Genomic DNA, 13,434 nt, shown 5'->3' on the forward strand with positions numbered 1-13,434 from the left:
TGTATTCAAAAAAAGGATGCACCGGATAAATTGATCCGGTACATCCTCATTAACATGCAATACTCTGCTATTACTCTGCTGAAATTTCTGTCCATATCCTGTCGTATTCCTTTATGGAACCGGCAAGATCTTCAAATACCTCGCAGTTCTTTGTCTGCTCGTCGGTCGGATATGCCGCAATATCATTGAGAAGGTCGGGAGACATTTTCTTCCTGGCCTCTGTGTGAGGTGTGGAGTATCCGATATAATCCGCATTTTCAAAAGCGATATCAGTCTCGCACATGAAGTTTATAAACTGCTCTGCCTCCTTCTGGTGTTTGGTGCTGTTCAGTACCACCATTGAATCGACCCAGAGGTTGCTGCCTTCCTTCGGAATTACATATTCCAGATCAGGGTTTTCACGCTTCATGAATACCGCATCACCTGACCATACCACCGCAAAGGCAGCCTCACCCATAATCATCTTATCTTTGACTTCATCCCCAACATAGGATTGAACCACACCCAGCTGCTTTTGCTTTATAAGCTCCTGCTTTGCCTTTTCCAATTCCTCCGTCTTTTTGGTGTTCAGAGAGAATCCCAGCTTTTTAAGAGTAATCCCTATGGAGTCTCTCTGGCTGTCTAGCATAAACACCTGCTTCTTATACTTATCGTTCCAGAGAATATTCCAGCTGTCCACCTGGTCGGTTACCATGGTCTTATTGTATATGATACCTACCGTCCCCCACATATAAGGTACGGAATATTCGTTTGTAGGGTCGAAAGCAAGGTCCCTGAATTTTGGATCAATATATTTGTAATTGGGAATATTGTTAAAATCCAGCTTTTTAACCATACCCTCGTCGATCATGCGTCTTATCATATAATCCGACGGGATGGCAACATCATAATCAGCGCCCCCTGATTTGAGCTTTGTGTGCATTACCTCATTGTCCGAGAAGGTATCATATACCACATCTATGTTATATTGCTTCTCAAATTTTTCTATTACGTCCTCACCTATATAGTCACCCCAGTTGTAGACCTTGAGAGTTACCTTATCACCCGAACCCCCTGCTGTAGAACCGGCTGTTCCGCAGCCTGCAAGTGCTGCCGTCGACAGTACGACTGCCAGAACCAATAATTTGGATAAAAATCTTTTCATCTTATTAGCAACCTCCAACAATTAAATTAATCTCAGGCATCATACTGCCTTTTCTTTTTCTCTTCACGTGAAGAACGGATATTAATCAAAATCAATAGCAGCAGCACACTCACAAACATCAAGGTTGACAGGGCATTTATCGTAGGCTTTACACCTGTTCTGGCCATTGAATATATGGTTATGGACAGGTTTGCCACCCCCGAGCCCGAAGTGAAATAGCTGATGACAAAATCGTCAATGGACAGTGTAAAAGCCATAAGGAAACCTGAAATAATCCCCGGCATTATCTCGGGAAGTATTACTTTCCTGAGCGCATACATAGATGTGGCTCCAAGGTCCAGAGCGGCTTCATACATGTGCTTGTTCATCTGCTTCAGCTTCGGCAGCACCGATAATATGACATAGGGTATGTTGAAGGTGATATGAGCCAGCAGCATTGTCAGAAAACCCAGCTTCAAGCCTATCAGCGAGCCTATAAAAACAAACATTATCATCAGTGATACACCTGTTACAATGTCAGGGTTCAAAACAGGCAGATATGTCAGATTCATAACAACTGATTTCTTGAACTTCTTCATATTATGAATGCCAATAGCGGCAAAAGTTCCTATGATCACTGCCACTATTGATGAGATCAAAGCCAGCATCAGCGTATTATACAGTGAATCCATGATCTGGGAGTTGGTAAAAAGCTCCCTGTACCATTTCAATGTAAAGCCCGACCAGTTTCCCCGGGATTTTGACTTATTGAATGAGAAAACAATGAGTACCACTATGGGGAGGTACATAAACAGTAAAATCAGTCCAAGATAGGACTTCATAATAATTTTTTTTACCAAAGTGCAGCTCCTCCTCCCTTGTCCTCATCAAATTTGGACATAATCCAAATACTTATAAGTATGAAAATCATCATTATCATTGAAATGGCCGAACCGAAATTCCAGTCACTGAGCTGAATAAACTGCCTTTCAATGAAATTGCCTATGAGCGTATACTGCCCGCCCCCCAGTAATTTTGAAATAACGAAGGTCGTGACGGCCGGCATGAATACCATTGTTATTCCCGACATAACACCGGGTATGCTCAGGGGCAAAGTTATTCTTCTGAAAACCGTCATACTGTTTCCGCCCAGATCCTGTGCCGCTTCAACCAGCTTGCCGTCAATTTTCATAAGTACCGTATAAATCGGCAGTATCATAAATGGAAGAAAGTTGTAAACCATACCGAGTACTACCGCAGCATCAGTATACAAAATATCTATCTTCGGCAGGTTAAAGAAGGACAATACAGAATTTATTATTCCGTTCTTTTCAAGCAGTGTAAGCCAGGAATAGGTTCTGAGCAAAAAATTCATCCACATTGGAATTATAAACAGCATGGACAGGGTTGCACTTTTGCTGAACTGCTTGCTGGCCAGGATCATGGCAACCGGATAACCCACTACCAGACAGACAAAAGTGCTGAATAAAGCCAATCCAAGAGATTTTAGCAGCACCGATATATATATGGGTTCACAGAACTTGTAAAAGTTGTCCAGGGTAAATCTTATTCCCTGCCCGTCTCTGGCGGTAAAAGCATAGAAAAGAATCAGGAATGAAGGAATAACTATAAAAATAATCATCCATATCAGGTATGGATAGGAAACCCACCTTCTGTTCATACACTTCCCGTCCTTTTCATTATATGAATATCATTTGGATTGAGGGACATGCCTATGGCTGTCCCCACCTGGGCCATTTCGGTATTGTGCAGCGTCCAGGTGACACCCTGTCCCTCCACCAGCATTTCAAAATGAACACCTTTAAAGGTAACTGATTTTACCTCTCCTGATATCATTGCATTTTCCACATTGACAAGCTTTATGTCTTCGGGCCTGACAACCACGTCGATATCCTCATTAAGTTCAAACCCCTTGTCCAGACATTCGAAAACATGTCCTGCAAACTCAACAGAGTAGTCCTTGAGCATTTTACCCTTTATGATATTGCTCTCCCCTATAAAGTCAGCTACAAAAGCATTCTTAGGCTCGTTGTATATCATCTGGGGAGTACCTATCTGCTGGATTTTACCCCTGTTCATGACAACTATTGTGTCCGACATGGTCAAAGCCTCTTCCTGATCATGGGTAACATAGACAAAGGTTATTCCCGTCCTTTTGTGTATGTTTTTCAGCTCCAGCTGCATTTCCTTTCTGAGCTTCAGGTCAAGGGCTCCCAGAGGCTCATCCAGCAAGAGCACCTCAGGCTGGTTCACAAGTGCCCTGGCAATTGCCACTCTCTGCTGCTGTCCTCCCGACAGAGACTCCACCGATCTCTTTTGGAAACCCTGAAGATTGACCATTTCAAGCATCTCATCCACTTTTTTGCTGATAACCGCCTTGTCCATTTTCTTTATCTTAAGCCCAAAAGCTATGTTGTCGTATACATTCATATGCGGAAACAGCGCATACTTCTGAAAGACCGTATTGACCTTTCTTTGATAGGGAGGTACATTATTTATACGGTTGCCTTCAAAAAAAACATCCCCGCTGTCGGGAGTCTCGAAGCCTCCGATAATTCTCAGGGTTGTAGTTTTTCCGCATCCGCTGGGCCCCAGCAGCGTAACAAATTCATTTTTTAGCACATACAGGTTGATATTGTTCAGAACCTCTGTTTGTCCGAAGTTCTTCCTGATTTCCTTTAATAAAATAATTGGCTGACTCCCGTTCATACTCTTCCCCCAAGTTCTTCGTATTTAAAAATTCGGCGGAGATGAAACCCATAATACCACCGCATTGCTCTTACCTGCATTTAATATATTGTGAGGTGCACTGGGCTTAAAATAAAAGCTCTCACCCTTTTTAACCTTGAATTTCTGTGTTCCCAAACATACCGTTATTACACCGCTGACCACAAAACCGAATTCTTCTCCTTCGTGGGGATTGTCAATTTCTGAATTTCCATTGGGAGACAATGTAATCAGTATGGGTTCCATCATATTTTTCTGTGCATTGGAAACAAGCCATCGTATTTCATAACCTGAATCCCTGTCTTCCTTTACGAAGACATCGTCTTTCTTAAACACAACTTTTTCGTTTACCGATTCATTGAAGAAGTCTTTTAAATTGGTTCCCAGGGATTCGAGTATATCCATAAGTGTTGCTATGGAAGGCGACGTCAAATTTCTCTCAAGCTGCGATATAAACCCCTTTGAAAGTTCACACCGGTTGGCCAGTTCTTCCTGTGTCAGCCCATTTTTGATACGCAGCTGTTTAATCTTCTCACCAATATTCATTTGATACCTCTTTTATATTTGTAAACTTTTGGTTTAATATTACAAACCTTATTTCAGTTTGGGTAAAGTAAACTTTTTGTTTACTCATGGTAAACCAAGAAATAAAGTATCACATTCTAAAAATAATGTCAATAATTACAAAGCACAAAATATATTACACTTTTTATACATTTTATGCATTATTAATGCAGCAAAAAAGCATATCATCCGCAGCCCTTATATATGGCCGGTTTGCGTCACCGCGCCGGAGGATATGCCGTTTATTTTTTTAATATTTATACAGCTGAATTTATAAATTTACCATGACTGATTAAAGTCAGTTAAAACCTTTGATGAACATTCTGGTTCTCTCGTTTTTTGGATTTGTGAACAGTTCTTCAGGTGTTCCTTCCTCCACAATAACTCCATTATCCATAAATATAACCCGGTCGGCCACTTCCCGGGCAAATCCCATCTCATGCGTAACCACCACCATGGTCATATGCTCTTCTGCGAGCTTTCTGATAACTTTCATAACCTCCAGTGTAAGTTCCGGGTCAAGTGCCGAGGTGGGTTCATCAAAAAACAGGACATCCGGCTTTAAAGCGAGAGCTCTTGCTATGGCAACACGCTGGCTCTGCCCTCCCGACAGCTCGAAAGGATATGCGTCTGCCTTGTCCTCCAGGCCCATTTTCTCTAAAAGCTGCATGGCTGTCTGCCTCGCTTCCTCTTTGCCGGCACCCGCCACACTGACAGGGGCTTGTGTTATATTCTTCAGGACATTGAAATGGGGAAAAAGGTTAAAATTCTGGAATACCAGACCTATTTTCAGCCTTATTGCCCGCAGTTTCTGCTTGTCGGCATAGTCAGCTTTCCCCTGGCTGTTGGTCCTGACCATTATCTCGTCTTCAACAGCTATCTGTCCCCTGTCTATCCTCTCCAAAAGATTGATACACCTGAGAAGCGTGCTCTTGCCCGAACCTGAAGGTCCTATTACTGCCACTACCTCTCCCTTGTTTACCTCCATGGAGATGCCCGACAGCACTGCTTTTCCGCCAAAACTCTTATATATATTTGAAGCTTCAATCATTTTCATTGTCTGTTCAACCATCCTTTCGGTTTAAGCGAATACTGTTAAATTAACCCGTTGTGCCGATAGATTTACTTTTAGTTTTGATATTAACATCTTGATTATACTGGTACGCGAGTACAACTTCAAGCAATGGAGAGCACGGTAAAAGTGCTTGCTGAAATTTGTAGGTGAAAAACAAGTATTTTAGCCGGTAAAGTGACACGATGTCACTTTGAGCAGCACACGAGGCCCGGATGGCCGAGTCGCTGCGACGGCACGAAAATACTTGTTGTGAACCGTACTATTTCAAGCAAGCGCTTTGTGTGCTATCCATTGCTTAAAGTTAGTACGGAAGTACCAGTATAACAAGTAATTTTTTTTACTTGTCAAATTAAAATCAACCGGCCAGCAACGCGTTAATTTATCTGTAGTAGCTTAATTTTTTCTCGGTAAATTTGAAAACCTGCGCGACAACAAGATTCATTATATAATAAAACACACCGGCAACAAACAAAGGCTGAATTGAGGCTATTCTGCTCATCTCATTATTTGCCGCTCTGAACATTTCAGCTACTCCGATGGTGGTCACCAAAGCCGTATCCTTTACAAGAGTGATAACTTCATTGCTTATGGCAGGGAGTATTCTCTTTATAACCTGAGGCAATATTATCTTGAAAAACACCTGGGCTTTTGTGAAACCTAAAACTTCCCCCGCTTCGTATTGGCCTCTGGGAATGGATTCTATCCCGCCCCTGTATATTTCCGCAAAGTAAGCTGCATAATTTAGGGAAAAAGCGATAATAGCGGCGGTAAACCGGTCTATTTTTCCTCCAAAAATATAATAGGGGCCAAAATATACCGCAACCAGCTGAAGTATTAACGGGGTCCCTCTCATTATTGAGATGTAAATTCCTGTCAAGCCATTTATAATAAAGCTTTTTGACCGCCTCCCGAAGGATACCACAAGACCCAGCGGAAGTGCAAAAATCAGAGTGAGTAAAAATAATTGAATGGTTACCACCATTCCCTTGCCCAACAGCAATAAAAGATCCACAGAAAATCTCCTCCCGTAAAACTCAATACATGTAAGTAATTATATAGAATAATTTTATTATAATCTACTTAATATTTGTTTTAAAAAAATTGCCAATTAAGGCTGATACCTGTCGGTATCAGCCCTGGATTGATATGTTAACAGTATCCGTACCACCGTATTTATTTGATTATTGAAATATCCTTGCCAAACCATTTGTTTGATATTTCAGCCATCTTTCCATCCCTGGCAATTTCCTTCAATGTATCGTTTACTTTTGTCATTAGCTGTACATCAGCCTTTCTGAAGCCTATTCCGTATTGTTCATAGGAAAGGCCTTCATCCAGGACCCTGTATTTTTCACTCTTCATTTTAATATAATACCTTGCAACAACTTCGTCCATTGCAACGGCATCCACATTGCCTGTTTTCAAATCCATCAAACAAAGGTTATTATCCTTTAATTCAACCACTTCCCTGAGTGTTGACTTAAAGTCCGCTTTGCCGTTTAAAGCATCAGCAGCACTGGAAGCTGCCTGCAAGGCAACAGATTTGTCTTTCAGATCGGCAAGGGTTTTGTATTTTGAGTCTTCCAAAACAACGAGGATCTGCTGATTATTCATATACGGCTCGGAGAAAAGTACATTTCCCTCTCTCTCCTTTGTTATAGTAAAGCCATTCCAAATGCAGTCTATATTACCCGTATTAAGTTCCTGCTCCTTGGTGTCCCAGTTGATGGGCTGGAGCTTTAATTTAACACCCAGTCTGTTTGCAACCTCCTGAGCCAGGTCAACATCATAACCCACAATATTGTTCTTCTCATCTCTGTAGCCCATGGGCGGGAAGCTTTCATCCAATCCCAGAACAAATTCGCCTTTTTCCCTGACCTTGTCCCATGAAGAATCGGAGGCTGGAGTTGCTTCAGCTGCAGTACCTGCTTCTGATGTTCCGGCAGCCGCTGCCGACGATTGGGCAGTTGATGATGAGGCTGACACAGATTCAGACGCTGCTCCGTTGTTTACTCCGCAGCCTGCAAATATAAACACTGCTGCTATTATACATGCCAAAACTTTAGTTAATGATCTCTTTTTCAAAATAATCCATCCCTTCACAATCTGACCGGACCCCACTGATGATAGTCTATACCATCTAAAACATGTTTTGTCCCGGGGAAATTTCCGATAAGTAGTTTTTAATTTGCGCCATGCTGCTGCATGGTCTGTTTTCTCTATACGCTGCAGATAATTTACCATGGTAAATTACTCTCATATGGTATTTTACTTCATAACTTTAATAAAGTAAATCACTAATTTATTGAAAAATATTACAGACGACTTTTTAGCTCCAACAAGGATATGTTTTGATGAAACAGCATAAAGTTTATAGTAGTAAATTTAATTTATATTTATATTGGAAAGGTGGCCCTAAATTGGATAAGTTCCCAAATAGAAATATATATAAAATTTTAATCGCCTTTGTACTGATAATAGCACTCCTTGCTACCTCCACTCTGGTAATCTATAACGACAGCAGTAAGGTTTTCTCTGTGGTAGCAGTGGATTCCACAGGTGAGAAAAAATTCATTAAATGGGTGGAATTCAAGGCCTGTTATGAGGCCATGGAAAAGGCTCTGACCCTTGATGTGAAATCCCATAACAAGGAGATACAGCTCAACTGGGTGGAGCTGCTTGCATATTTGGGAACCAGGTACGGAGGAGATTTCAAAAAATACAAGTCGAAAGACATGGATGAGCTGGTTGCAAAACTTAATAAGGGACAGACAATTCAGCAGCTGACCGAAAATATGAAATATTATAATTACTACTATGAAGCCTATGATGCAATCCTTGGAAATTTTGTAGGCGAATATGAAATCCAGGTCAAAGACCAGGACAACAATGGCGATTTGAAATGGGAAAAAAAATACGGTCTTAAAGTTTTTTCACCCATTGCCAGGGGTTATAGTTTCAGTCATTATGACGATTTCGGAACCGGCCGCAGCTTTGGCTATGCCAGAAAGCATCTGGGAAATGATCTCATGGGGTCCATCGGAACTCCCGTTATGGCTGTGGAATCGGGCATTGTGGAAGCTATGGGCTGGAACATGTACGGCGGCTGGAGGATCGGTATCAGAAGCTTTGACCAGAAGAGATATTATTATTACGCTCATTTGAGAAAGGATAAGCCCTTCCATTCGGACCTGTATGAAGGAAAAGTGGTCAAAGCAGGAGAAGTCATCGGTTATCTGGGTATGACCGGTTACAGCACAAGGGAAAATGTGAATAATATAACTACTCCCCATCTCCATTTCGGCATGCAGATAATTTTTGACGAATCCCAGAAGGAATGTGTAAACGAATTATGGATCAACGTTTATGAGATTGTAAATCTGCTTCAGAAAAACCGATCTGCTGTTGTAAAGGACGAAGAGACCCGTGATTATTACAGGGTTTACGACATCATGGAACAGAACAGCGGCTATGATTTTTAATAATATGATACTATGAGGTGTTATTGATGAAGCTTTTTTCGAATAACAGGCTGGCCGGATATATTTCACTTATTATTGCTGTATCTTTCACTCTGGCCATTTGTTCCATCCTGGTTTTGTCTTCGGTAACCGATGCCTTTACCGACGTTGAAGGCGGCCAAATAACAGAAGATGGTATTGCCGTACCAATTGTAATGTACCACAGCATATTAAAGAATTCCCACCTGGGCAAGTATGTAATCACACCGACCGAATTTGAAGACGACATCAGATATCTGAGTGAGCACAACTATAATTCCATTACCATGACAGACCTTATTAATTATGTATACAACAATGGTGATATTCCCCTTAAGCCGGTCATAATCACCTTTGACGACGGAAATCTGAATAATTATTTATATGGTCAACCAGTGCTGCAAAGATATAATATGAAGGCAGTTATATCGGTTATAGGTTCCTATACCGAAGCCTTTTCAAAGGCGCCTTATCCTACAAACGACCCTTCCTATGCCCATGTATCCTGGGATCAGATAAAAGCCATGCATGATTCCGGTCTTTTTGAAATTCAAAATCATTCCTACAGTCTCCACTCCATCAATAAAAGAAACGGCGCCAAAAGAAAAAAGGGCGAATCCCTGGAAAGTTACAGGAATATGCTCACTGACGATATTATGAAGCTGCAGAACAAATTGAAGGACGCTTGCGGTATTACACCAAATACTTTTACATACCCTTATGGAGCAATAAGCAGCGAATCCAAGGAAATAATCAAGGAATTGGGCTTTAAAGCCTCCCTGTCCTGCCTGGAGGGTGTCAACCTCATTAATAAGGACAAGGAAGATGTCTTATTCGGCCTCAAGCGCAAAAACCGTCCTCATGGCATGACCTCCGAAAAATTTTTTAAAAGATTTTGTCCGTAAATTGGTGTATTTGTCTCCTGAAGGTGTATAATTATTAAGGCTGCAAGCTGTGCTTTTCATATTATGATGTATGACAGTTACGGCACTTTGCAGTTGATTTTATGCCGGGAGGGAAATGACATGAGTATATTTGAAGCACTTATGCTGCTGAGTTTCGGTGCCGCATGGCCCACACAAATTTTTAAATCCTATACCTCCAAAAGTACAAAGGGTAAGAGCGTACTGTTCCTTTACATAGTTATTTTTGGGTATCTTTCGGGTATAGTCCATAAAATATTGTACAGCAGAGATATAGTAATGGTATTGTATATTATCAATCTCCTGATGGTTTCAGCTGATATAGTTTTATACTACCGCAACAGAGCCCTGGAGAAAAAAGCGGAAACATATTGATATTGTTTTGCTTTACAGATAAATTTAATCAGAATCAAATGGTACGCGAGTACAACTTCATGAAATAAGATGCACGGTTAAAAACAATTGCGGTAAATTGTCGCCGAAGGTAAAGTGGTTTTGCCGGCAAAGCAACAGGACGTTGTTTTGAGCTTCAAATCGAGACAGGATGTCGAGTTTGAGCGACGGCAAAACCGCTTTAGATGAGGCAATACAATTTACCGCAATTGTTTTGGGTGCAGCCTTATTTCATTAAGTTAGTACGGAAGTTACCATTTGATATAAAAAATTACACAGGTAAAGCAAAATCAAGTCCTCTCTTTATATCCTAATATCCTCAAAAAACAAATCCAAAAGCTTTAACCAAATCCGCCCTCAATTTATATAATATATTAGAAATAATTTAGCGTTCAATTCGTGGCAGGAGATGTTATACGTTGTCTTACATAGTTGAAATTAATAATATCGCTATGAACTACCAGTCACCCAATGGCGAAATACCTGCCATCACCAATGTCAATCTTCAGATAGTAAAGGGTGAGTTCATTTGTATTGTGGGGCCAAGCGGATGCGGAAAATCCACCTTGTTATCCATCATTGCAGGGCTTTTGAAGCCATCCTCCGGCAGTATCGCCATAAATGGAAAAGAAATATCAGGTACCTGCGAGAAAGTCGGCTATATGCTGCAGAAGGATTATCTCTTTGAATGGAGGACAATTTTTCAGAATGTTATGCTGGGCCTTGAAATACGAAAAATAAAAACAAATGTCAATATTGAGTACGTTAACAACCTGTTGAAAACCTATGGTCTGTATGAATTCAGAAACAAGTATCCTTCACAGCTCTCAGGAGGTATGAGACAGAGGGCGGCCCTCATAAGAACTCTGGCTCTCAAACCTGAAATTCTTCTCCTGGACGAAGCTTTTTCGGCTCTGGATTATCAGACAAGACTTGCAGTTGCAGACGATATTTATTCAATCATCAAAAAGGAAAACAAAACCGCCATTCTTGTTACCCACGACATTGCCGAAAGCATCAGTATGGCCGACCGGGTAATTGTTCTGTCCAGCAGACCGGCAACTATCAAGAGCATACACGATATAAAACTGACCTGTGAAAAAAGGACTCCTTTTTGCAGCAGGGAAGCTCCTGAATTCAGGCATTATTTCAATACCATATGGAAGGAGCTGGATGTACATGTCTAAACATATTGAAACTAATCCTTCGAAGGAAAGAATCCAATACTTAAAAGCCCGCAAAAGAAAAAAAATTTTAATCAGCCTTACACAAATAATGCTCCTGATTGTTTTTATAGCCCAGTGGGAAATCTGCGCCCGTCTGAAAATAATCGATCCCTTTATAACAAGCCAGCCATCCAGGATTGTTAATACAATCATAAGATTGTACAATGAAGGACAACTTTTCCAGCATATAGGCGTTACCTGTTTTGAAACAATCGTAGGCTTTATTTCAGGCACTCTGCTGGGAACCGCCATAGCCATTATCCTGTGGTGGTCAGAGTTTCTGTCAAAGGTGCTGGAACCCTATCTGGTCATTTTGAACAGTCTGCCTAAAATAGCGCTGGGTCCCATATTTATTGTGTGGTTTGGTGCAGGAACCACCTCAATCATTGTAATAGCCCTGGCAATATCATTAATAGTATCCATCCTTGAGGTGCTTAACGGCTTCCTGGCAACCGATGAAGAGCAGATAAAGCTTGTTAAAACTTTTGGTGCCGGAAGGCTTCAAATTTTTACAAAAGTTGTTTTACCGGCAAATCTGCCCGTCATAATCAGCTCCCTGAAGATCAACGTAGGCCTCTCGTGGGTGGGCGTTATTGTGGGTGAATTTCTGGTGTCAAAATCGGGCCTGGGCTACCTTATCGTTTATGGCGGGCAGGTTTTCCAGTTGGATCTGGTCATGGCCAGTGTAATAATACTCTGTATTGCGGCAGGAATAATGTATAAAGCCGTAGTTCTCCTTCAGCAGCTTTTTATAAAGAGCCATATATAAAGTAATATCACCCGGTGGAAGCATGCCGCAAAGGCATGCAGATTGGAGGTCAGTTTGAAAAGGTTTTGTCTCATTACGGCAGTGCTTCTATGCGCGGCACTTGTACTGTGCTCATGCGGAGCAGACAAACAGAAGACAAAAATAGTATTAAGTGAAGTGACTCATTCGGTATTTTATGCACCTCAATACATCGCAATCACCAAAGGGTTTTTCAATGATGTCGGTCTCGATGTTGAATTACAGAACGGTCAGGGAGCCGACAAGGTCATGACCGCAATTTTGTCGGGCCAGTGCCAAATCGGCCTGGCAGGCCCCGAAGCAAGCATATACGTCTATAACGAAGGCAAGGAAGATTACGCTGTGGTCTTTGCACAATTAACAAAAAGGGACGGTTCCTTCCTGGTAGGAAGAAATCCCGATGCCAGCTTTAAATGGAGCAATCTGAAGGGTAAGAATGTAATCGGCGGCCGTAAGGGCGGCGTACCCGAAATGACGGTGGAATATGTTCTCAACAAAAACGGGCTTGTCCCGGGAAAAGATGTGGAGGTCGATACCAGCATACAGTTTGCATTGATGGCAGGAGCCTTCACAGGCGGCAAGGGCGATTATGTAACACTTTTTGAGCCCACAGCCTCCATGCTTGAAAAAGAAGGAAGGGGCTATATTCTGGCTTCAGTGGGCCAGGAAAGCGGTGAAATCCCCTATACTGCATACTTTGCCAAAAAGAGCTACATAGAAAAAAACAGGGATACGGTTCAAAAATTCACCGAAGCCATATACAGGGGACAGCAGTGGGTTGATTCCCATTCACCGAAAGAGATAGCCGAAACAATAAAGCCCTCGTTCCCCGATACCGATACCGCAATATTGGAGACAGTGGCAAAGAGATATAAGGATATAGATGCCTGGTCCAAAGACCCGGTTATGAAGGAATCCTCCTTTGAACTGCTGCAGACCGTTATGGATGAGGCAGGACAATTGAAGCAAAAAACACCTTATGATAAAGTTGTTAATAATACCTATGCGGAAAAGGCAATGAAGGACAGCCAAAAGTAATACCGATCCTCCCCGGCAGTAACTGGAATAATTGCTGCCTGGGAGGATATTTTTATG

Annotated in this window: 14 protein-coding genes; 6 read left to right on the forward strand and 8 right to left on the reverse strand. The window is 41.7% G+C overall.

Annotated features, from left to right (window positions below):
• Nucleotides 1-70: 70 nt before the first annotated feature.
• The 8 genes from CTER_RS16740 to CTER_RS16775 all read right to left on the reverse strand — a co-directional run bounded on the left by CTER_RS16740 (nucleotide 71) and on the right by CTER_RS16775 (nucleotide 7,595).
• On the reverse strand, nucleotides 71-1,144 hold the full coding sequence (locus CTER_RS16740) for an ABC transporter substrate-binding protein (protein ID WP_004627482.1): 1,074 nt from the start codon (nucleotides 1,142-1,144) through the stop codon (nucleotides 71-73).
• A 32-nt stretch (nucleotides 1,145-1,176) separates the two neighbouring features.
• Complete coding sequence (locus CTER_RS16745) at nucleotides 1,177-1,983, reverse strand: ABC transporter permease (protein WP_004627446.1); 807 nt, start codon at nucleotides 1,981-1,983, stop codon at nucleotides 1,177-1,179.
• The gene (locus tag CTER_RS16750; RefSeq protein ID WP_004627474.1) at nucleotides 1,977-2,804 is read right to left on the reverse strand and encodes an ABC transporter permease; all 828 of its coding nucleotides are present in this window, start codon (nucleotides 2,802-2,804) and stop codon (nucleotides 1,977-1,979) included. Before CTER_RS16750 ends, CTER_RS16745 begins: the two co-directional genes overlap by 7 nt.
• Nucleotides 2,801-3,853 (reverse strand): spermidine/putrescine ABC transporter ATP-binding protein, encoded by a 1,053-nt coding sequence (gene potA, locus CTER_RS16755; protein WP_004627472.1) that lies wholly within the window; start codon nucleotides 3,851-3,853, stop codon nucleotides 2,801-2,803. The genes CTER_RS16750 and potA overlap by 4 nt, the downstream gene beginning before the upstream one ends.
• A 24-nt stretch (nucleotides 3,854-3,877) precedes the next feature.
• Entirely contained in the window at nucleotides 3,878-4,417 is a 540-nt protein-coding gene (locus CTER_RS16760) for a helix-turn-helix domain-containing protein (RefSeq protein ID WP_004627484.1), read from the reverse strand.
• 316 nt (nucleotides 4,418-4,733) lie between these two features.
• On the reverse strand, nucleotides 4,734-5,492 hold the full coding sequence (locus CTER_RS16765; protein WP_004627394.1) for an amino acid ABC transporter ATP-binding protein: 759 nt from the start codon (nucleotides 5,490-5,492) through the stop codon (nucleotides 4,734-4,736).
• Nucleotides 5,493-5,889: 397 nt separating this feature from the next.
• The gene (locus tag CTER_RS16770; protein WP_004627459.1) at nucleotides 5,890-6,522 is read right to left on the reverse strand and encodes an amino acid ABC transporter permease; all 633 of its coding nucleotides are present in this window, start codon (nucleotides 6,520-6,522) and stop codon (nucleotides 5,890-5,892) included.
• A 161-nt stretch (nucleotides 6,523-6,683) separates the two neighbouring features.
• Nucleotides 6,684-7,595 (reverse strand): amino acid ABC transporter substrate-binding protein, encoded by a 912-nt coding sequence (locus CTER_RS16775; RefSeq protein ID WP_040761447.1) that lies wholly within the window; start codon nucleotides 7,593-7,595, stop codon nucleotides 6,684-6,686.
• A 335-nt stretch (nucleotides 7,596-7,930) separates the two neighbouring features.
• Between CTER_RS16775 and CTER_RS16780 the strand changes: the two genes are divergently transcribed.
• The 6 genes from CTER_RS16780 (at nucleotide 7,931) to CTER_RS16805 (ending at nucleotide 13,377) form a co-directional block, all read left to right on the forward strand.
• The gene (locus tag CTER_RS16780; RefSeq protein ID WP_004627414.1) at nucleotides 7,931-8,992 is read left to right on the forward strand and encodes a M23 family metallopeptidase; all 1,062 of its coding nucleotides are present in this window, start codon (nucleotides 7,931-7,933) and stop codon (nucleotides 8,990-8,992) included.
• Nucleotides 8,993-9,018: 26 nt separating this feature from the next.
• On the forward strand, nucleotides 9,019-9,915 hold the full coding sequence (locus CTER_RS16785) for a polysaccharide deacetylase family protein (RefSeq protein WP_004627461.1): 897 nt from the start codon (nucleotides 9,019-9,021) through the stop codon (nucleotides 9,913-9,915).
• Between the two features lie 120 nt (nucleotides 9,916-10,035).
• On the forward strand, nucleotides 10,036-10,308 hold the full coding sequence (locus tag CTER_RS16790) for a hypothetical protein (RefSeq protein ID WP_004627406.1): 273 nt from the start codon (nucleotides 10,036-10,038) through the stop codon (nucleotides 10,306-10,308).
• A 437-nt stretch (nucleotides 10,309-10,745) separates the two neighbouring features.
• The gene (locus tag CTER_RS16795) at nucleotides 10,746-11,513 is read left to right on the forward strand and encodes an ABC transporter ATP-binding protein (RefSeq protein WP_004627386.1); all 768 of its coding nucleotides are present in this window, start codon (nucleotides 10,746-10,748) and stop codon (nucleotides 11,511-11,513) included.
• Nucleotides 11,506-12,321 carry an ABC transporter permease gene (locus CTER_RS16800; protein ID WP_004627490.1) on the forward strand — a complete coding sequence of 272 codons (816 nt, stop codon included), beginning with the start codon at nucleotides 11,506-11,508 and terminating at the stop codon, nucleotides 12,319-12,321. The genes CTER_RS16795 and CTER_RS16800 overlap by 8 nt, the downstream gene beginning before the upstream one ends.
• A 54-nt stretch (nucleotides 12,322-12,375) precedes the next feature.
• Nucleotides 12,376-13,377 (forward strand): ABC transporter substrate-binding protein, encoded by a 1,002-nt coding sequence (locus CTER_RS16805; RefSeq protein ID WP_004627369.1) that lies wholly within the window; start codon nucleotides 12,376-12,378, stop codon nucleotides 13,375-13,377.
• Nucleotides 13,378-13,434: the final 57 nt, after the last annotated feature.

Origin of the sequence: Ruminiclostridium cellobioparum subsp. termitidis CT1112 (genome assembly GCF_000350485.1) — a bacterium.
Classification (GTDB): Bacteria; Bacillota; Clostridia; order Acetivibrionales; family DSM-1351; genus Ruminiclostridium; species Ruminiclostridium termitidis.

Bases quoted from the DNA above. Each gene is read 5' to 3' on its own strand.
- CTER_RS16800 (WP_004627490.1), top strand. From the start codon at position 11,506: ATGTCTAAACATATTGAAACTAATCCTTCGAAGGAAAGAATCCAATAC.
- potA (WP_004627472.1), bottom strand. From the start codon at position 3,853: ATGAACGGGAGTCAGCCAATTATTTTATTAAAGGAAATCAGGAAGAAC.
- CTER_RS16790 (WP_004627406.1), top strand. From the start codon at position 10,036: ATGAGTATATTTGAAGCACTTATGCTGCTGAGTTTCGGTGCCGCATGG.
- CTER_RS16760 (WP_004627484.1), bottom strand. From the start codon at position 4,417: ATGAATATTGGTGAGAAGATTAAACAGCTGCGTATCAAAAATGGGCTG.
- CTER_RS16765 (WP_004627394.1), bottom strand. From the start codon at position 5,492: ATGAAAATGATTGAAGCTTCAAATATATATAAGAGTTTTGGCGGAAAA.
- CTER_RS16740 (WP_004627482.1), bottom strand. From the start codon at position 1,144: ATGAAAAGATTTTTATCCAAATTATTGGTTCTGGCAGTCGTACTGTCG.
- CTER_RS16785 (WP_004627461.1), top strand. From the start codon at position 9,019: ATGAAGCTTTTTTCGAATAACAGGCTGGCCGGATATATTTCACTTATT.
- CTER_RS16750 (WP_004627474.1), bottom strand. From the start codon at position 2,804: ATGAACAGAAGGTGGGTTTCCTATCCATACCTGATATGGATGATTATT.